This is a genomic window from Serratia sp. NA_112.1 (genome assembly GCF_052691715.1).
Genome location: NZ_JBQZFO010000022.1, coordinates 9,224 through 26,032, shown reverse-complemented (window position 1 = coordinate 26,032; position 16,809 = coordinate 9,224). Strand labels below are relative to the sequence as shown.

Below are 16,809 nucleotides of genomic sequence, written 5' to 3'. Positions count from 1 at the left end.
TGAACCCGAAGGTTCTGGATATCGTCTTGTGGAGTGCCCACACAGATTGTCTGATAAATTGTTAAAGAGCAGTGAGTTAGCCGCCGTGGCTTGCTATCTCGAGGTGGCGTATATTACGCTTTCCTCTTTCAGAGTCAACCCCTAAATTTCAGGATTTTTTCTCTTCGAACCCCGAAGACTCTGTGAAGTTGTTCACATGTTCCGTGTCGATGGAGGCGCATTATAGGGAACCGAGTTTTTTGCACAACCCCTTTTTTGATCTTTTATCACTGCTTGCACACTTTTCGGCCCTTTCGGGTGGATCTTGCGCGATCAGGGCCGTTTTCCGCAGGATCCGTCGCTTCAGTTGGTTGTAATTCCACCGCCAACGTCTAGTATTGCCGGTAAATATGATCCCGATGCGAGGCTATTACCATGTCTGATGCAGTACGTTCTTATCTTCATTACTCTCCCAAACTGGGCTTGCGCGTCATGATCGACCCTTCCAGTGTGGTGATCGGTAACGTTGAGCTGGCCGATGACGTCAGTATCTGGCCGTTGGTTGCCATCCGCGGTGATGTGAACGCGGTAAAGATCGGTGCACGCAGCAATATTCAGGATGGCAGCGTGTTGCACGTGACCCATAAGTCTGAACATAACCCTGAGGGTTACCCATTATTGATCGGTGAAGACGTTACTGTTGGGCACAAGGCGATGTTGCATGGCTGCGCCATCGGCAATCGGGTGCTGGTAGGTATGGGATCGATCCTGTTGGATGGTGCAGTAATAGAAGATGATGTGATGATTGGTGCTGGCAGCCTGGTTGCACCGGGTAAACGCCTGGAGAGCGGCTATCTCTATATGGGTAGCCCGGCACGCCAGGTTCGCCCATTGACCGCTGCAGAGCGGGAAGGGTTACTTTACTCTTCTACTAACTATGTACGTTGGAAAGACGAATACTTGTCAGAAGATATCTGACTGGCACCCGTTCCCGCTCAGGGGAACGGGCCCCGAGTTACACTGCCAGTTCGTGACGCAGCTGGCGCAATACCGGTTCGATCTCCGGCATCACACCATGCCACAGCAGGAACGCATGTGCGGCCTGCCCCACCAGCATCCCTAAACCGTCGGCATATTCTGTGGCACCCTGTTGCTGTGCCCAGGCCAGAAACGGAGTTAATCCCTGCTGATAAAACATGTCATAACAACGCGTATGGCTATTGACCGTACCAACCGGTAGCGCCGGGATGTCACCACTGATGCCGGATGCCGTAGCGTTAATCACTAAATCAAACCGCTGTTGATCAAGTTGATCCAGAGGCAACGCGGATATTTCACCCAGATGCTGGAATACCTGCGCCAATGTCTGTGCGCGGCTAAAAGTACGATTGGTGATCACCACTTCGCAACCAAAAGACAGTAGCGGCAAGATCGCGCCACGTGCCGCACCACCCGCCCCCACCAACAGGATACGATCCTTGGGTTGGATCAACTTCTGACGTTCAAGATCGGTTAGCAGACCGATCCCATCGGTGTTGTCACCCAGTAACCCACCGTCTGGCAGTATCTTCAAGGTATTTACCGCACCGACCAGCGAGGCTCGTTGACTGAGTTCGGTCGCCACTTCATAAGCATTTTCTTTAAAAGGAACCGTGACGTTCGCTCCCTTGCCACCAGCTTGAATGAACGTCTGCAAAGTGGTTTTGAAACCATCCAGTGGCGCCAGCACAGTTCCATAGGGATGTTCTATACCTGTTTGCGCGGCAAATAGCGCATGAATACGCGGTGACTTGCTGTGGCCGATAGGATTACCGAATACTGCAAACTTCTCCATGCACGTTACCTCTAGCCTTGACGGATCTGCTTACCGGTCAGGACATCTCTGATTTCGGAAGGATTAAGACGGCCACCGACGCTGCCGGCCAACACCGGGAAAGCGGCACCAAACTGCTGCTGCACTTCATCGGCACTACGGCAAGGTTCCTGCCCGCTGAGGTTGGCGCTGGTCGATACCAGCGGTTTGCCAAACTGCTGACAAAGTTGCTGTACCAACGGATGATCGCTAACGCGTACCGCCAACGAATTGAAACGGCCGGTCAACAAACGCGGCGTTTCTGACCGGGCAGGGATCACCCAGGTCACCGGGCCCGGCCAACTGGCAAACATCGTGGCGCGTTGCTGTTCGTTCAACGCGGTGTCATCTATATAAGGTGTTAACTGTGCGTAATCAGCCGCAATCAGGATCAAGCCCTTTTCCCAGGGACGCTGTTTCAGTGCCAATAAGGCATTAACCGCCAGCTCGCTGTCGGGATCGCAACCCAAGCCAAACACCGCCTCGGTCGGATAGGCAATGACCTGTTGATTATGTAGGGCGTCAATAATTGGCGTGAAGATGGCTGTGGATTCTGAGCTCATGATGTCATTATTCTGTGATTACTACGGGTTTCCCGCAAAGTTTACTGGCACAGCAAAGGGTTGGACCTTTCGCCGTGCGCTTTTCAATCAGCAACGGATAGTGGCAATACTCACACTCCCCGGCAACGGGTTTAAAATTGAGAACAAACTGGCAATCAGGATAGCGATCGCAGGAGTGGAACACCTTGCCATAGCGCGATTTCCGCTGCAGCAGTTTACCCTGCTCGCACTGCGGACAACTGATGCTGGTTTCGTCCGGTTTATCGATAACTTCGGTGTGATCGCACTCCGGGTAGTTACTGCAAGCGATAAACATGCCGTAACGCCCCTGGCGTAAGGCCAGCGTCGCCTGGCATTTCGGACATTCCTGCCCATCCAGCATTTTTACAATATGGCCATCGGCCTGCGCTTTCAGCGGCCGGATATGTTGGCATTCAGGGTAACGGGTACAGCCGAGGAAGGGGCCGTGACGACCACTGCGGATCACCAGCTCGGCCCCGCATTCCGGACAGGGTTCATTTTGCCTGGCGGCAAAAATCGCGGCTTTTGTCATAACTTCTTCTATGTATGTTATCGGCTCAGTGCAGATAACCTTCGTTTACTTCAAACAACAGTTCTTCCATTTGCTGATAGGCACTTTCATATCCGGGGATATTAAACAGCACCATCAGCACCACCCATTTCAGATCTTCGAGATCGAATTCCGTGTTATCCAAAGCCATAACACGGTCGATAACCATTTCACGGGTTTCGAGGTTCAATACCTGAATCTGCTCCAGGAACAGGAGGAAACCACGGCAACTGGCATCCAAACGCACGCCTTCTTCTTCGGTGTAAATCCGCATTGCCAGCGGATCGGCATCCATAAAATACGGCGCATTTTCGCCTTCCTGCAGGTCAGCGAGCTTTTCAAGCCAATTCAACGCGTTGTAGATATCATCCCGATGAAACCCCGCCTGAGCGAGATCATCAGTCAGTTGATCCTGATCGACGCGCATCTCTGGTTCATTGTGGATATAAGTTTCAAACAAGTACATCAGTACGTCGAACATGGCCTGCCCTCCTTATTCGGACATAGCCGCCGGGTACAGCTGCGATCCACCCTGCTAACTCCAGATCGAGTAATTTGATTACCACCTCTGGCACAGGTTGGCCGGCACGTTCAGCGACGACGTCAACAGGTGTCACCTCATCTCCTACGTTAGCCAACACATCGGCAAATGGCAATTCAACTTCGGCCTCTGACGCACAAATAGTTGTATTTTCGTTCAGTGACAGCCAATGCAGCCCGCTTCCCAGTTGTTCAGCGATCTCTTTCGGGTCGGTAACCAGATAAGCTCCCTGTTGGATCAACCAATGCGTGCCTTCGCTCATCGGATTGCCCAGCGCCCCAGGTAAGGCAAAAACCTCACGTCCCTGCCCCAGCGCATAACGTGCGGTAATCAGAGTTCCACTGCGTAAAGAGGCTTCAATCACCACCACACCCAGACTCAATCCACTAATGATACGGTTACGACGAGGAAAATGATCTGGCATCGGCAGATCGGTGACCAGATATTCAGAGATCAACGCCCCGCCATGCTCGACAATTCGTTCTGCCAGGCGGCGATGCCGGCGCGGATAGATGTTGTCCAAGCCGCTGCCCAATACCGCTACCGTTCCTCCTTCCGCCGCCAGTGCCGCGCGGTGGCAAATACTATCAATGCCAAGGGCCAACCCGCTGGTGATGGTAAACCCGCAGTGCACCAACCCGGTGGAAAAGTAATTGGCCCAGTGTTCACCGTAATGACTAAACTGACGGCTACCTACCATGGCGATTTGCGGCTGCTGCGCTGCATCCGGGTTTCCCTTAACCAGCAGCAACAGCGGAGCATCGTCGATAGGGAGCAATCGCTCTGGGTAGCCAACCTCACCGTAGACCCACATCAAGTTGCCGGGTTGTTCCAGCCAGGTGAGAGTGGCCGCCAGATAGCGCGGATCCACATGACGAAACTGAGCCCGCTGCCGGTCATTCAACCCCAATTCCCGTAACAGCGGATAAGGCTCTCCTCCAGTCTTCACCATCTGCCGTATCATCTGGCTGGCCTGCGCCGCCCCCAGCCCGGTGACACCGCGCATCCGTAAGCCAATTTCCTGTGCCTGCATCGCCTGTTCCCTCGCAGAAAATGGTGGTATTACCAATTCGAGCAATTGGTGCGCAATGCTGTCAATCAGGCTGGGAAATGTCTAGAATAGAAGCTAAACCTCGTTTATCACTCGGATACAGATCTCAAGATATATGTCAGTATTGCAGGTATTACATTACCCAGATGACCGGCTGCGCAAAGTCGCGGCCCCGGTAAAAGAAGTCAATGCGAATATCCAGCGCATCGTGGATGATATGTTTGAAACCATGTACGCAGAGGAGGGCATTGGCCTAGCTGCGACGCAGGTGGATATCCATCAGCGCATTATCGTCATTGACGTTTCTGAGAACCGCGATCAGCGCCTGGTGCTGATCAACCCGGAACTGCTGGAAAAAAGCGGTGAAACCGGGATTGAGGAAGGCTGCCTTTCCATTCCTGAACAACGTGCTTTAGTCCCGCGCGCTGCTGCTGTGAAAATCAGAGCGCTGGACCGCGACGGCAAACCTTTTGAGCTGGAAGCCGACGACCTGTTGGCCATCTGTATCCAGCACGAGATGGACCACCTGGTAGGCAAGCTGTTCGTCGATTACCTGTCGCCACTCAAGCGCCAGCGTATCCGTCAGAAACTGGAAAAAATGGCCAAGCTTAACGCCCGCGCCTAACCGCTCAGGAAATCAACGTGTCTGACTCTTTACGGATTATTTTTGCCGGAACTCCAGACTTCGCAGCGCGTCACCTTGACGCGCTGTTGTCATCTGGGCACCAGATTGTCGGGGTTTTCACTCAACCCGACCGCCCTGCGGGACGTGGCAATAAGCTGACGCCCAGCCCAGTCAAGGTTCTGGCCGAGCAGCACCATTTACCGGTGTTTCAGCCCAAATCACTGCGCCCGGAAGAAAACCAGCACCTGGTTGCCGATCTCAACGCCGATGTCATGGTGGTCGTGGCTTATGGCCTGATCCTGCCCAAAGCGGTGTTGGATATGCCGCGACTCGGTTGCATCAACGTCCATGGTTCATTGCTGCCTCGCTGGCGTGGTGCCGCACCGATCCAACGTTCACTGTGGGCTGGCGATCATGAAACCGGCGTTACCATAATGCAGATGGACGTGGGTTTGGACACCGGCGATATGATGCACAAGATTGCCTGCCCGATCGAAGCCGATGACACCAGCGCCAGCCTGTACGATAAACTGGCTAAGCTCGGCCCACAGGGCATGCTGACCACGTTGCAGCAGATGGCTGCAGGTACAGCGAAACGTGAAGTGCAGGATGAATCGCTGGTCACCTATGCCGAAAAATTGAGCAAAGAAGAAGCCCGTCTGGACTGGAATTTGTCCGCTGCGCAACTTGAGCGCTGCGTTCGTGCCTTCAACCCGTGGCCCGTCAGTTATTTCACCATTGACGAACAACCGGTGAAAGTGTGGCAGGCAACGGTGTTGGCGCAAAACGCGGATGCAGAGCCTGGCACCATCATCCATGCCGACAAACACGGCATTCAGGTGGCGACCGCCGAAGGTATTCTTAACCTGACTCAACTGCAGCCAGCAGGCAAAAAACCCATGTCAGCTCAGGATTTGCTGAACTCACGTCGTGAATGGTTTACACCGGGCAACCGGTTATAAACCGCCCCCACTGCCCGGCCAATTATCGCCGGGCTGTTTCTTTCTTAATGCCGATCGTTATCAGCTTTAGCCTATGAAAAACAATTACAATCTCCGCAGCATCGCGGCCATTGCCATCGGCCAGGTGTTGGATCAGGGCCAGTCGCTCAGTACTGTCCTGCCGTCACTGCAAAAAACCATTTCTGACAAGGATCGTGCTCTGCTGCAGGAACTGTGCTTTGGCACCCTGCGCGTCCTGCCGCAACTGGAATGGTGTATTCAACAATTAATGGCCAAGCCAATGACCGGCAAGCAGCGCACGCTACACTATTTGTTGATGGTCGGCTTATACCAACTGCTGTATACCCGTATCCCCGCTCATGCAGTGCTGGCGGAAACCGTAGAAGGCGCAGTAGTGCTGAAACGCCCGCAGCTTAAGGGCCTGATCAACGGCGTATTGCGCCAGTTCCAACGCCAGCAGGACGAATTACTGCAACGGGCTGCCAATAATGACAGCCGCTATCTGCACCCGAGCTGGCTGTTGAAACGTATCCAACAGGCCTATCCCGCACAGTGGGAGCAGATCATCGATGCCAATAATCAGAAGCCGCCAATGTGGCTACGCGTCAACCGTTTGCATCATACTCGCGAAGACTACTTGCAGTTGATGGAACAGGCTGGCATTGCCGCGGAACCGCATGCCGAATATCGCGATGCGGTACGTCTGCTGGCACCCTGCGCCGTGACCGATCTGCCAGGCTTTACCGACGGCTGGGTCAGCGTGCAGGATGCCTCCGCTCAGGGTTGTGTCGCTCTGCTGGATCCGCAAGACGGGGAACTGATCCTCGATTTGTGCGCGGCTCCTGGTGGTAAAACCACTCATATTTTAGAGGCAGCTCCCAAAGCCCATGTGATGGCCGTCGATATCGATGACCAGCGCCTGAGCCGGGTCAAAGAAAACCTGCAACGTCTGCGTTTGCACGCCGAAGTGAAGCAAGGCGATGGCCGCACTCCGCAACAATGGTGCGGCGACAAGCAATTCGATCGCATTTTACTGGATGCTCCTTGCTCTGCTACCGGTGTGATCCGCCGTCACCCTGATATTAAATGGTTGCGACGCGACAGTGATATCGCTGAACTGGCAACACTACAGGCCGAGATTATCGAGGCTATCTGGCCGCATCTCAAAAGTGGAGGTGTGATGGTGTATGCCACCTGCTCCATCTTGCCGGTAGAAAACGCTGAGCAGGTTAGCGCCTTCCTCCAGCGTCATGCCGATGCCCGCTTGGTTGAAACCTGCAACCAGCAACAGCATGGCCGACAGAATCTTCCGCATCCAGAGGATGGGGATGGATTCTTTTACGCTAAGCTGATTAAAATGTAGCTGTTCAGTGCTCTGGGCGCGGCTGTTGCGCCCTTTCAGATAATCTTCAGCGGTTTCAGTGTGAAGCAGAGAAGCGAATGAAAATAATTATTCTTGGCGCGGGTCAGGTTGGCGGGACACTGGCAGAAAACCTGGTGGGTGAAAATAACGATATTACCGTCGTGGATACCGATTCCGGCCGCCTGCGTCAGTTACAGGATAAGTTCGACCTGCGGGTCGTTCAAGGCTACGGCTCTCATCCACGTGTACTCCGGGAAGCGGGGGCGGAAGATGCCGACATGCTGGTTGCCGTCACTAACTCAGACGAAACCAACATGATTGCCTGTCAGATTGCCTACTCGTTGTTTAATACACCTAACCGAATTGCCCGTATCCGCGCACCAGAATATATCCGCGAGTCAGAGAAGCTGTTTCATCCAGAAGCGGTACCCATTGACCACCTGATCTCACCAGAACAGCTGGTTATCGACTACATCTATAAATTGATTGAGTATCCGGGCGCGCTGCAGGTGGTCAACTTTGCAGAGGGCAAGGTCAGCATTGCCGCGGTAAAAGCCTATTACGGCGGCCCATTAGTCGGCAATGCGCTCTCTTCAATGCGCGAACATATGCCGCACATTGATACTCGCGTCGCCGCAATCTTCCGGCAGGATCGACCGATTCGCCCACAGGGCTCCACCATTATCGAAGCTGGCGATGAAGTGTTCTTTGTTGCCGCCTCACAGCATATCCGTGCGGTAATGAGTGAATTGCAGCGACTGGAAAAACCCTATAAGCGCATCATGATTGTTGGCGGTGGCAACGTCGGCGCTGGCCTGGCGCAAAGGTTGGAGAAATCTTACAACGTGAAGTTGATTGAACGTAATCAGCAACGCGCCGCAGAGCTGGCCGAACAACTGCATGACACCATCGTATTTTATGGCGATGCTTCTGACCAGGAGCTACTGGCAGAAGAACACGTTGATCAGGTGGATGTTTTTATCGCCATCACCAACGATGACGAAGCAAATATTATGTCCGCCATGCTCGCCAAACGCATGGGGGCCAAAAAGGTAATGGTGCTGATTCAGCGTCGTGCCTATGTCGATCTGGTACAAGGCAGCGTCATCGATATTGCTATTTCTCCACAACAAGCAACTATTTCAGCGCTGTTGGGCCATGTGCGAAAAGCGGATATCGTCAGCGTTTCCTCACTCCGTCGTGGTGTTGCGGAAGCCATCGAAGCCATTGCGCATGGTGACGAAAGCACTTCAAAAGTGGTCGGCCGCATCGTTGAAAATATTAAATTACCGCCGGGCACTACCATTGGTGCCATTGTTCGCGGTGATGACGTTATTATTGCCAACGGCAGCAGTAAAATCGAACAGGGCGATCACGTCATTATGTTTATAACCGATAAAAAGTTCGTCCCTGACGTTGAGCGGCTGTTCCAACCCAGTCCTTTCTTCCTGTAGAACAAATGTAGTAATGAATGGTCTATAATTGCGAGGTTGTTCTCTGCCATAGAATGAGATAAAACTTTTCGCTCCTTTTGTGGCAAAGGGAAATTGCTTTGTTAAACTTGAGTTATTAAATTCTGCAAGGGGTGCGTTCTATGAGTATGATGAAAGAGTTCCGCGAATTTGCCATGCGTGGCAACGTGGTCGACTTGGCAGTGGGTGTAATTATTGGTGCGGCGTTTGGTAAAATCGTATCGTCTTTCGTTGCAGATATCATCATGCCGCCGCTGGGCTTGCTGATCGGCGGTGTTGATTTCAAACAATTCCACCTGGTATTACGTGAAGCCCAAGGTGCGGTTCCTGCAGTAGTGATGAACTACGGTTCATTCATCCAAACCATTTTCGATTTCGTGATTGTTGCCTTCGCTATTTTCCTGGCAATTAAATTAATGAACAAAGTACGCCGTAAACAGGAAGAAGCGCCGGCAGCGCCGCCTGCGCCAACTGCAGAAGAAAAACTGCTGACTGAAATTCGCGATTTACTGAGCCAACAGCAACAGCCAAAACTATAAAATAGTTTATCTGGGATTACTAAAAAGCCATCTTATTCAGATGGCTTTTTTAATCCCTTAAAACCAGAAGGCCAGTGGTAAATTATCCTTTGATAGTTTACCACTGGCCTCCCAGTTACTGCCTTTTGCATGTTTGTCTTTACGCCGGTAGCTACCTTTCCCTTTGGTATTTTTCTCTATCCTTTGGCGGAATAATGGATCGTGCAACAGTGCCTCAATGGCATTGTCCTGTATCTGACCTTTGGTATGACGGTATTTAGTCATGGTAATTCTCCTTTTTTATGTATGGATATAAATCGTGGCGATAATACTGCTGTCCGTGTAAAAATTAAAGTGCCGCCAGCCCTTTCAGGCACCTTTTTTTGTTTTTTCATCACTGGCACCCTGTTCTAGCGCTTCCAAAATCGAGCAATAATTGCTGGTATGCGCGCTACCGCAACAGGCATCGCTGAGGCGTTTTAGCGACTCACGCATCCGAGTAAGCTCTTTAAGCTTATTCTCTACTTCACTGAGCCGTGCATCCACGATCGACTTCGACTCCCGACAGGTATGATGTACAGGGTCAACCCGGATAGACAATAGTTCGGCAATGGTTTCCAATGTAAAACCGAGTTGTTTGGCATAACGGATAAAACGCAACCTCTGCAAGTCTTGATCGCTATACAACCGATAACCGCCCTCGGTACGGATGTTATGATCCATCATTCCCTGCTTCTCGTAGTAACGCACGGTGTCGGGCGTCACGTCAGCAAGTTTTGCCAGTTGGCCAATTTTAAGCATCAGTCTTTCTCCGGTGAAAATTTTCCACTCAGTGCACGTTGATATTCACTATGCAAGAAATCGGTACTCATTCCTGCTTGTCGCAAACGATATTCCAGCAGGACCATCCGTTTGCCAAGTTCAATATAGTCCGGATGATCACTATCAATCACTTGCAGCAACCGAGCTACATTCAAAGCCTCTTTGCGATCCTCCAACTCAGCGGGTAAATAGCCGGCGTTTTTAAGCAAGCGAAAGCCAGTACGCAATTCAGCAGGCACGGCACTGTCATCGTCCAATACAAGTGGTTGGCCCTGACCAGGCAAATTATCTAATTCACCTTTAGCCTGCGCATCAAGGATATGACGCTCCGCCCATTGATCGAGTAACCACATGAGATGCCCCCTCAATTGGTCTGATTAATAGCGTTAGCATAGCGGATAGGGGCGGGGATCTTAAGTCTGGCGGAGAAAGAACGCACGTTTGGCTGACGATAGACGTAAAAAAACCGGGCAAGCCCGGTTTTTTTACGCGTCCACAGATTACTCTGCAGTTGCTACTTCTGCTTGAGACTCAGCACGATCAACCAGCTCGATGTATGCCATCGGCGCGTTGTCGCCTGCGCGGAAGCCACACTTCAGAATGCGAGTGTAACCACCGGCACGGCTCGCGAAACGCGGGCCCAGCTCGTTAAACAGTTTTGCCACGATCTCGTTATCACGAGTACGGGCGAATGCCAGACGACGATTAGCTACGCTGTCGGTCTTGGCAAGAGTAATCAGCGGCTCAACAACGCGACGCAGCTCTTTTGCTTTTGGCAAGGTCGTCTTGATGATCTCATGACGAACCAAAGAGCCGGCCATGTTACGGAACATAGCCTGGCGATGGCTGCTGTTACGGTTCAGTTGACGACCACTCTTACGATGGCGCATGACCTTATCCTTCTCAGTAAAACCTTAACCTGTGATCCGGTTACTCGTCAGCAATGCTTGCCGGTGGCCAGTTTTCCAGGCGCATGCCCAGTGACAGTCCACGGGAGGCCAGCACGTCTTTAATCTCAGTAAGAGATTTTTTACCCAGGTTCGGCGTTTTCAGCAACTCAACCTCGGTACGCTGTACCAGATCACCGATGTAGTGGATAGCTTCTGCCTTAAGGCAGTTAGCAGAGCGGACAGTCAATTCCAGATCGTCAACAGGGCGCAGCAGAATCGGATCGAATTCTGGTTTCTCTTCTTTAACTTCTGGTTGACGAACATCACGTAAGTCAACAAAAGCTTCAAGTTGTTCAGCCAGGATGGTAGCCGCACGGCGGATCGCCTCTTCAGGATCGATCGTGCCATTGGTTTCCATTTCGATGACCAGCTTGTCCAGGTCAGTACGCTGTTCTACACGCGCTGCTTCAACATTGTAGGCAATACGCTCTACAGGGCTATAGCAGGCGTCAACCAACAGACGACCGATCGGGCGCTCATCTTCTTCCGAATGAATTCGGGCAGAAGCCGGCACATAACCACGACCACGTTGAACTTTGATACGCATGCTGATAGCAGCGTTTTCATCGGTCAGGTGGCAGATCACGTGCTGAGGCTTGACGATTTCGACATCACCATCATGGGTAATGTCGGCAGCGGTCACAGGGCCAATGCCAGATTTATTCAGGGTAAGGATAACTTCATCTTTCCCTTGAACTCTCACCGCCAGCCCTTTCAGGTTGAGCAGGATCTCCAGGATATCTTCCTGTACGCCTTCTTTGGTGCTGTACTCATGCAGTACACCATCAATCTCAACCTCGGTCACCGCGCAACCCGGCATAGACGAAAGCAGAATACGGCGCAGTGCATTGCCGAGAGTATGGCCAAAGCCACGCTCTAACGGCTCAAGGGTCACCTTGGCGTGCGTCGAACTGACTTGCTCGATATCTACCAGGCGCGGTTTTAGAAACTCTGTCACAGAACCCTGCATTGTGTCCTCTCTTTGGTACTAAGCCTTACTTGGAGTAAAGCTCGACGATCAGGTGTTCGTTAATGTCCGCAGACAGATCGGTACGTTCAGGCATACGCTTGAACACGCCTTCCATCTTAGCAGCATCAACTTCAAGCCAGGTCGGCTTTTCACGCTGCTCAGCCAGCTCCAGAGAAGCTTTAACGCGAGATTGCTTTTTAGCCTTCTCGCGGATGCTGACTACGTCATTCGGAGATACCTGATAAGAAGCGATGTTAACAACACGACCATTTACCATAATTGCTTTATGGCTAACCAACTGACGTGACTCTGAACGAGTAGCGCCGAAGCCCATACGGTAAACAACGTTGTCCAAACGACCTTCCAGCAGTTGCAACAGGTTTGCACCGGTGTTGCCCTTCAGGCGTGCTGCTTCTTTGTAATAGTTACGGAATTGACGCTCCAGAACACCGTACATACGGCGAACTTTTTGCTTCTCACGTAACTGTACACCATAGTCAGACAGACGCGGTTTACGCGCACCGTGTTGACCAGGCGGTTGCTCAATTTTACACTTGGTATCGATCGCGCGAACGCCAGACTTCAGGAACAAGTCTGTGCCCTCACGGCGGCTAAGCTTGAGCTTAGGACCCAAATATCTTGCCATTTTCTTTCTCCAACAAACCTAAAAGCTTACGTTATACGCGGCGCTTTTTCGGCGGACGACAACCGTTGTGAGGGATAGGAGTCACATCAGTAATATTAGTGATGCGGAAACCAGCGGCGTTCAGAGCACGAATAGTTGATTCGCGGCCTGGACCCGGTCCCTTAACCATAACTTCCAGATTCTTGATACCGTATTCTTTTACTGCGTCAGCACAACGTTCGGCTGCAACCTGAGCTGCAAACGGAGTTGACTTACGAGAACCACGGAAACCAGAACCACCGGCAGTTGCCCAACCCAATGCATTACCCTGACGATCGGTAATAGTCACAATGGTGTTGTTGAAAGACGCATGGACATGAGCCACGCCGTCAGAGACTTGTTTTCTTACACGCTTACGTGTACGAACAGGTGCCTTTGCCATTATTCAATCACCCTGATTATTTCTTGATTGGTTTACGCGGACCCTTACGGGTACGTGCGTTGGTCTTAGTACGCTGACCGCGAACTGGCAGACCACGACGATGACGCAAACCACGGTAAGTACCAAGATCCATCAGACGCTTGATGCTCAGGGTAACTTCACGACGCAAATCACCTTCTACAGTGAATTTGGCGACTGCTTCACGCAGCTGTTCAATTTGCTCTTCAGACAGCTCACTGATCTTAACATGTTCAGCAATACCCGTAGACGCACAGATAGACTGTGAGCGGGTTTTACCGATTCCGAAGATCGACGTTAAGGCGATTACGGTATGTTTATGATCAGGAATGTTAATGCCTGCTATACGGGCCACTATGCACTCCTACTTATTTTTACGGCAACACCATTCTGAAAAGCCCGTTTTCAGGATACTCAAATAATGTTGCAGCTACATACAAAAGATTGGCTGGCTAATCTAGCCAGCTCAACCCAACTTTGCAAGAAAAATATGCGAGATAATCAGCCTTGACGCTGTTTATGCTTCGGCTCGGCGCTGCAAATCACACGAACGACACCGTTACGCTTAACGATTTTGCAGTTACGACATAATTTCTTGACGGAAGCACGAACTTTCATTTTTACTCTCCGTAACTTCTCAAACGAACCTGTTAGCGGTTATAGCCTTTCAGGTTTGCTTTCTTCAATGCAGACTCGTACTGACTTGACATCATCAGAGTTTGCACTTGAGCCATAAAGTCCATGATGACGACAACCACGATCAGTAGCGAGGTACCACCAAAGTAGAATGGTACTTTCATTGCATCACGCATGAACTCCGGGATCAGGCAGATGAAAGTAATGTACATCGCGCCCACCAGGGTTAAACGCGTCATTACTTTATCGATATACTTCGCCGTTTGCTCTCCCGGACGAATTCCTGGTACGAAGGCACCGGACTTCTTCAGGTTATCTGCTGTCTCACGCGGGTTGAAAACCAACGCCGTGTAAAAGAAACAGAAGAAGATGATTGCAGACGCATAGAGTAACACATAAAGCGGTTGCCCTGGCTGCAAATACAGCGAAATCGTTGTCAGCCAGTTCCAACCGGTACCGCCCCCAAACCATGATGCAATCGTGGCCGGGAACAGAATAATGCTGGAAGCGAAGATTGCCGGGATAACCCCTGCCATATTCACTTTCAACGGTAAGTGTGTGCTCTGTGCTGCATAAACACGACGACCTTGTTGACGCTTCGCATAGTTAACGACGATACGACGTTGACCACGTTCGATGAAAACAACGAAGAAGGTTACTGCAAACACCAATACTGCAACCAACAGCAACAGGAGGAAGTGCAAGTCGCCTTGCCGGGCTTGTTCGATAGTATGGGCCACAGCCGGCGGGAGTCCCGCTACAATACCTGCGAAGATAATGATCGAGATACCGTTTCCGATACCACGTTCAGTAATCTGTTCACCCAGCCACATCAGGAACATTGTCCCGGTCACCAAGCTCACTACTGCAGTAAAGTAGAACGCAAAGCCTGGATTTAACACCAGACCTTGCATACCAGGCATATTCGGTAAACCGGTAGCAATACCGATCGACTGGAATATGGCCAACACCAGCGTACCGTAACGGGTGTACTGACTAATCTTGCGACGGCCAGCCTCCCCTTCTTTCTTGATTTCTGCTAACGCTGGATGAACCACCGTTAACAGCTGGATAATAATCGACGCCGAAATATACGGCATGATCCCCAGAGCAAAGATAGAAGCACGGCTGAGGGCACCACCAGAGAACATGTTAAACATTTCAATGATAGTGCCTCTCTGCTGCTCGAGCAATTTGGCAAGCACAGTGGCATCGATACCAGGAATCGGAATAAAAGAGCCGATACGGAAGACAATCAGCGCGCCGATTACAAACAAAAGTCTGCGCTTCAGCTCGCCGAGTCCGCCTTTAGCACTTTGAAAATCTAATCCTGGTTGCTTAGCCATCTGCTACTTATTCCTCAATTTTACCGCCAGCAGCTTCGATAGCAGCACGAGCGCCTTTGGTGACACGCAGACCACGCAGGGTAACCGGACGAGCGATTTCGCCAGAAAGCATAACTTTCGCGAATTCGATCTGGACACCAACAACGTTAGCGGCTTTCAGCGTGTTCAGGTCGATTACGTCGCCTTCAACAAGAGCCAGTTCAGACAGACGAACTTCTGCCGTGATCATAGCTTTGCGAGAGGTGAAGCCGAATTTCGGCAAACGACGATATAAAGGCATCTGACCACCTTCAAAACCACGACGTACGCCACCGCCAGAACGTGAGTTCTGACCTTTGTGACCACGACCAGCGGTTTTACCCAGGCCAGAACCAATACCACGACCTACACGCTTAGGCGCATGCTTGGCACCTTCAGCCGGAGACAGAGTATTTAAACGCATCTCTTACTCCTCAACCTTAACCATGTAGGAAACCAAGTTGACCATACCACGTACAGCAGGAGTATCCTCACGCTCTACAGTATGACCAATACGACGCAGACCTAAACCGAGCAAGGTTGCCTTGTGCTTTGGCAAACGGCCGATGCTGCTTTTTGTTTGAGTTACTTTAATAGTCTTTGCCATGGTTATTTCCCTAGAATTTCTTCGACGGACTTACCACGCTTAGCAGCGACCATTTCTGGGGATTTCATATCTTCCAAAGCAGCAATAGTTGCACGAACCACGTTGATCGGGTTAGTAGAACCATATGCTTTAGCTAATACGTTATGAACCCCTGCAACCTCCAGGACGGCGCGCATTGCACCACCGGCGATAATACCGGTACCTTCGGAAGCTGGTTGCATGAACACGCGAGAACCCGTGTGAGCACCTTTAACAGGGTGCTGCAGAGTACCGCTATTCAAAGCAACATTAATCATAGCGCGACGGGCTTTTTCCATCGCTTTCTGGATCGCTGCCGGAACTTCGCGTGCTTTGCCGTAGCCAAAACCAACGCGACCGTTACCATCACCAACTACTGTCAGTGCGGTAAAGCTGAAAATACGGCCACCTTTTACGGTTTTAGATACGCGGTTTACCGCGATCAGCTTTTCCTGCAGTTCGCCAGCTTGTTTTTCGATGTGAGCCATCTTAAACCTCTTCCTTAGAACTGAAGGCCAGCTTCACGGGCAGCATCTGCCAGTGCCTGGACTCGACCATGATATTGGAAACCGGAACGGTCAAAGGAAACTTTAGAGATCCCTTTTTCCAACGCGCGCTCAGCCAGAGCTTTACCTACGGCTGCTGCTGCGTCTTTGTTGCCGGAATACTTCAATTGCTCTGTGATAGCTTTTTCTACAGTAGAAGCGGCTACCAGTACTTCAGAACCATTTGGAGCAATTACCTGTGCGTAAATGTGACGCGGGGTACGATGTACCACCAGGCGGGTTGCACCCAGTTCTTTGATCTTACGGCGTGCGCGGGTCGCACGACGGATACGAGCAGATTTCTTATCCATAGTG

Annotated in this window: 25 protein-coding genes; 6 read left to right on the top strand and 19 right to left on the bottom strand. The window is 51.3% G+C overall.

Annotation, left to right across the window (positions count from 1 at the left end; genetic code table 11):
• The first annotated feature begins 414 nt into the window (after window positions 1-414).
• Window positions 415-957 (top strand): gamma carbonic anhydrase family protein, encoded by a 543-nt coding sequence (locus tag ACUTQ5_RS22025; RefSeq protein WP_167796692.1) that lies wholly within the window; start codon window positions 415-417, stop codon window positions 955-957.
• A 37-nt stretch (window positions 958-994) separates the two neighbouring features.
• Here the strand turns inward: ACUTQ5_RS22025 and aroE are convergent, their stop codons facing one another.
• From aroE to dprA, 5 genes are read right to left on the bottom strand one after another with little or no spacing between them, the layout of a single operon-like run.
• A complete protein-coding gene (aroE, locus tag ACUTQ5_RS22020; protein WP_445652957.1) occupies window positions 995-1,813 on the bottom strand; it encodes a shikimate dehydrogenase in 819 nt (272 codons plus the stop codon).
• Between the two features lie 11 nt (window positions 1,814-1,824).
• Window positions 1,825-2,394: an L-threonylcarbamoyladenylate synthase type 1 TsaC gene (tsaC, locus tag ACUTQ5_RS22015; RefSeq protein WP_445652956.1), complete on the bottom strand. Its 570-nt coding sequence runs from the start codon at window positions 2,392-2,394 to the stop codon at window positions 1,825-1,827.
• Between the two features lie 7 nt (window positions 2,395-2,401).
• On the bottom strand, window positions 2,402-2,947 hold the full coding sequence (locus tag ACUTQ5_RS22010; RefSeq protein WP_445652955.1) for a topoisomerase DNA-binding C4 zinc finger domain-containing protein: 546 nt from the start codon (window positions 2,945-2,947) through the stop codon (window positions 2,402-2,404).
• Window positions 2,948-2,972: 25 nt separating this feature from the next.
• Window positions 2,973-3,446: a DUF494 family protein Smg gene (gene smg, locus ACUTQ5_RS22005; protein ID WP_012147203.1), complete on the bottom strand. Its 474-nt coding sequence runs from the start codon at window positions 3,444-3,446 to the stop codon at window positions 2,973-2,975.
• Window positions 3,418-4,539 (bottom strand): DNA-protecting protein DprA, encoded by a 1,122-nt coding sequence (dprA, locus tag ACUTQ5_RS22000; RefSeq protein ID WP_445652954.1) that lies wholly within the window; start codon window positions 4,537-4,539, stop codon window positions 3,418-3,420. Before dprA ends, smg begins: the two co-directional genes overlap by 29 nt.
• Before the next feature lie 133 nt (window positions 4,540-4,672).
• On the opposite strand from dprA, the gene def reads away from it, so the two are divergent.
• The 5 genes from def (at window position 4,673) to mscL (ending at window position 9,518) form a co-directional block, all read left to right on the top strand.
• Window positions 4,673-5,182 carry a peptide deformylase gene (gene def, locus ACUTQ5_RS21995; protein WP_012147205.1) on the top strand — a complete coding sequence of 170 codons (510 nt, stop codon included), beginning with the start codon at window positions 4,673-4,675 and terminating at the stop codon, window positions 5,180-5,182.
• Window positions 5,183-5,199: 17 nt separating this feature from the next.
• Window positions 5,200-6,144 carry a methionyl-tRNA formyltransferase gene (gene fmt, locus ACUTQ5_RS21990; protein WP_445652953.1) on the top strand — a complete coding sequence of 315 codons (945 nt, stop codon included), beginning with the start codon at window positions 5,200-5,202 and terminating at the stop codon, window positions 6,142-6,144.
• Window positions 6,145-6,217: 73 nt separating this feature from the next.
• Entirely contained in the window at window positions 6,218-7,507 is a 1,290-nt protein-coding gene (gene rsmB / locus ACUTQ5_RS21985; RefSeq protein ID WP_445652952.1) for a 16S rRNA (cytosine(967)-C(5))-methyltransferase RsmB, read from the top strand.
• A gap of 77 nt (window positions 7,508-7,584) precedes the next feature.
• On the top strand, window positions 7,585-8,961 hold the full coding sequence (gene trkA / locus ACUTQ5_RS21980; protein WP_261093302.1) for a Trk system potassium transporter TrkA: 1,377 nt from the start codon (window positions 7,585-7,587) through the stop codon (window positions 8,959-8,961).
• A 140-nt stretch (window positions 8,962-9,101) separates the two neighbouring features.
• Entirely contained in the window at window positions 9,102-9,518 is a 417-nt protein-coding gene (mscL, locus tag ACUTQ5_RS21975; protein ID WP_012147209.1) for a large-conductance mechanosensitive channel protein MscL, read from the top strand.
• 57 nt (window positions 9,519-9,575) lie between these two features.
• On the opposite strand, the gene ACUTQ5_RS21970 is transcribed toward mscL, so the two are convergent.
• From ACUTQ5_RS21970 to rplR, 14 genes are all read right to left on the bottom strand, one after another.
• On the bottom strand, window positions 9,576-9,782 hold the full coding sequence (locus ACUTQ5_RS21970) for an alternative ribosome-rescue factor A (protein WP_445652951.1): 207 nt from the start codon (window positions 9,780-9,782) through the stop codon (window positions 9,576-9,578).
• 84 nt (window positions 9,783-9,866) lie between these two features.
• Window positions 9,867-10,298, bottom strand: a complete 432-nt coding sequence (zntR, locus tag ACUTQ5_RS21965; protein WP_445652950.1) for a Zn(2+)-responsive transcriptional regulator — start codon at window positions 10,296-10,298, stop codon at window positions 9,867-9,869.
• Window positions 10,298-10,672, bottom strand: coding sequence for a DnaJ family domain-containing protein (locus ACUTQ5_RS21960; RefSeq protein ID WP_445652949.1), 375 nt, complete (start codon window positions 10,670-10,672; stop codon window positions 10,298-10,300). The genes zntR and ACUTQ5_RS21960 overlap by 1 nt, the downstream gene beginning before the upstream one ends.
• Before the next feature lie 147 nt (window positions 10,673-10,819).
• Window positions 10,820-11,209, bottom strand: a complete 390-nt coding sequence (gene rplQ, locus ACUTQ5_RS21955; protein ID WP_004929726.1) for a 50S ribosomal protein L17 — start codon at window positions 11,207-11,209, stop codon at window positions 10,820-10,822.
• 40 nt (window positions 11,210-11,249) lie between these two features.
• Window positions 11,250-12,239 (bottom strand): DNA-directed RNA polymerase subunit alpha, encoded by a 990-nt coding sequence (locus tag ACUTQ5_RS21950; protein WP_002919219.1) that lies wholly within the window; start codon window positions 12,237-12,239, stop codon window positions 11,250-11,252.
• 25 nt (window positions 12,240-12,264) lie between these two features.
• A complete protein-coding gene (gene rpsD / locus ACUTQ5_RS21945) occupies window positions 12,265-12,885 on the bottom strand; it encodes a 30S ribosomal protein S4 (protein ID WP_012147212.1) in 621 nt (206 codons plus the stop codon).
• A 31-nt stretch (window positions 12,886-12,916) separates the two neighbouring features.
• Window positions 12,917-13,306: a 30S ribosomal protein S11 gene (gene rpsK, locus ACUTQ5_RS21940; protein ID WP_004951128.1), complete on the bottom strand. Its 390-nt coding sequence runs from the start codon at window positions 13,304-13,306 to the stop codon at window positions 12,917-12,919.
• A 16-nt stretch (window positions 13,307-13,322) separates the two neighbouring features.
• Window positions 13,323-13,679 (bottom strand): 30S ribosomal protein S13, encoded by a 357-nt coding sequence (gene rpsM / locus ACUTQ5_RS21935; RefSeq protein WP_012147213.1) that lies wholly within the window; start codon window positions 13,677-13,679, stop codon window positions 13,323-13,325.
• A gap of 146 nt (window positions 13,680-13,825) precedes the next feature.
• Window positions 13,826-13,942, bottom strand: coding sequence for a 50S ribosomal protein L36 (gene rpmJ / locus ACUTQ5_RS21930; protein WP_002227352.1), 117 nt, complete (start codon window positions 13,940-13,942; stop codon window positions 13,826-13,828).
• Window positions 13,943-13,974: 32 nt separating this feature from the next.
• A complete protein-coding gene (gene secY, locus ACUTQ5_RS21925; RefSeq protein WP_004929740.1) occupies window positions 13,975-15,306 on the bottom strand; it encodes a preprotein translocase subunit SecY in 1,332 nt (443 codons plus the stop codon).
• 7 nt (window positions 15,307-15,313) lie between these two features.
• On the bottom strand, window positions 15,314-15,748 hold the full coding sequence (gene rplO, locus ACUTQ5_RS21920; RefSeq protein WP_012147214.1) for a 50S ribosomal protein L15: 435 nt from the start codon (window positions 15,746-15,748) through the stop codon (window positions 15,314-15,316).
• Window positions 15,749-15,751: 3 nt separating this feature from the next.
• Window positions 15,752-15,931 (bottom strand): 50S ribosomal protein L30, encoded by a 180-nt coding sequence (gene rpmD / locus ACUTQ5_RS21915; RefSeq protein WP_012147215.1) that lies wholly within the window; start codon window positions 15,929-15,931, stop codon window positions 15,752-15,754.
• A 2-nt stretch (window positions 15,932-15,933) separates the two neighbouring features.
• Window positions 15,934-16,437, bottom strand: coding sequence for a 30S ribosomal protein S5 (rpsE, locus tag ACUTQ5_RS21910; protein ID WP_004951140.1), 504 nt, complete (start codon window positions 16,435-16,437; stop codon window positions 15,934-15,936).
• A 14-nt stretch (window positions 16,438-16,451) separates the two neighbouring features.
• Entirely contained in the window at window positions 16,452-16,805 is a 354-nt protein-coding gene (gene rplR, locus ACUTQ5_RS21905; protein ID WP_037425856.1) for a 50S ribosomal protein L18, read from the bottom strand.
• Window positions 16,806-16,809: the final 4 nt, after the last annotated feature.

Bases quoted from the DNA above. Each gene is read 5' to 3' on its own strand.
- mscL (WP_012147209.1), top strand. From the start codon at position 9,102: ATGAGTATGATGAAAGAGTTCCGCGAATTTGCCATGCGTGGCAACGTG.
- rsmB (WP_445652952.1), top strand. From the start codon at position 6,218: ATGAAAAACAATTACAATCTCCGCAGCATCGCGGCCATTGCCATCGGC.
- aroE (WP_445652957.1), bottom strand. From the start codon at position 1,813: ATGGAGAAGTTTGCAGTATTCGGTAATCCTATCGGCCACAGCAAGTCA.
- ACUTQ5_RS21970 (WP_445652951.1), bottom strand. From the start codon at position 9,782: ATGACTAAATACCGTCATACCAAAGGTCAGATACAGGACAATGCCATT.
- rpmD (WP_012147215.1), bottom strand. From the start codon at position 15,931: ATGGCAAAGACTATTAAAGTAACTCAAACAAAAAGCAGCATCGGCCGT.
- ACUTQ5_RS21950 (WP_002919219.1), bottom strand. From the start codon at position 12,239: ATGCAGGGTTCTGTGACAGAGTTTCTAAAACCGCGCCTGGTAGATATC.
- zntR (WP_445652950.1), bottom strand. From the start codon at position 10,298: ATGCTTAAAATTGGCCAACTGGCAAAACTTGCTGACGTGACGCCCGAC.
- rpsD (WP_012147212.1), bottom strand. From the start codon at position 12,885: ATGGCAAGATATTTGGGTCCTAAGCTCAAGCTTAGCCGCCGTGAGGGC.
- rpmJ (WP_002227352.1), bottom strand. From the start codon at position 13,942: ATGAAAGTTCGTGCTTCCGTCAAGAAATTATGTCGTAACTGCAAAATC.
- ACUTQ5_RS22025 (WP_167796692.1), top strand. From the start codon at position 415: ATGTCTGATGCAGTACGTTCTTATCTTCATTACTCTCCCAAACTGGGC.
- ACUTQ5_RS22010 (WP_445652955.1), bottom strand. From the start codon at position 2,947: ATGACAAAAGCCGCGATTTTTGCCGCCAGGCAAAATGAACCCTGTCCG.
- tsaC (WP_445652956.1), bottom strand. From the start codon at position 2,394: ATGAGCTCAGAATCCACAGCCATCTTCACGCCAATTATTGACGCCCTA.
- rplO (WP_012147214.1), bottom strand. From the start codon at position 15,748: ATGCGTTTAAATACTCTGTCTCCGGCTGAAGGTGCCAAGCATGCGCCT.
- def (WP_012147205.1), top strand. From the start codon at position 4,673: ATGTCAGTATTGCAGGTATTACATTACCCAGATGACCGGCTGCGCAAA.
- trkA (WP_261093302.1), top strand. From the start codon at position 7,585: ATGAAAATAATTATTCTTGGCGCGGGTCAGGTTGGCGGGACACTGGCA.
- rplR (WP_037425856.1), bottom strand. From the start codon at position 16,805: ATGGATAAGAAATCTGCTCGTATCCGTCGTGCGACCCGCGCACGCCGT.
- dprA (WP_445652954.1), bottom strand. From the start codon at position 4,539: ATGCAGGCACAGGAAATTGGCTTACGGATGCGCGGTGTCACCGGGCTG.
- ACUTQ5_RS21960 (WP_445652949.1), bottom strand. From the start codon at position 10,672: ATGTGGTTACTCGATCAATGGGCGGAGCGTCATATCCTTGATGCGCAG.
- smg (WP_012147203.1), bottom strand. From the start codon at position 3,446: ATGTTCGACGTACTGATGTACTTGTTTGAAACTTATATCCACAATGAA.
- rpsK (WP_004951128.1), bottom strand. From the start codon at position 13,306: ATGGCAAAGGCACCTGTTCGTACACGTAAGCGTGTAAGAAAACAAGTC.
- rpsE (WP_004951140.1), bottom strand. From the start codon at position 16,437: ATGGCTCACATCGAAAAACAAGCTGGCGAACTGCAGGAAAAGCTGATC.
- secY (WP_004929740.1), bottom strand. From the start codon at position 15,306: ATGGCTAAGCAACCAGGATTAGATTTTCAAAGTGCTAAAGGCGGACTC.
- rplQ (WP_004929726.1), bottom strand. From the start codon at position 11,209: ATGCGCCATCGTAAGAGTGGTCGTCAACTGAACCGTAACAGCAGCCAT.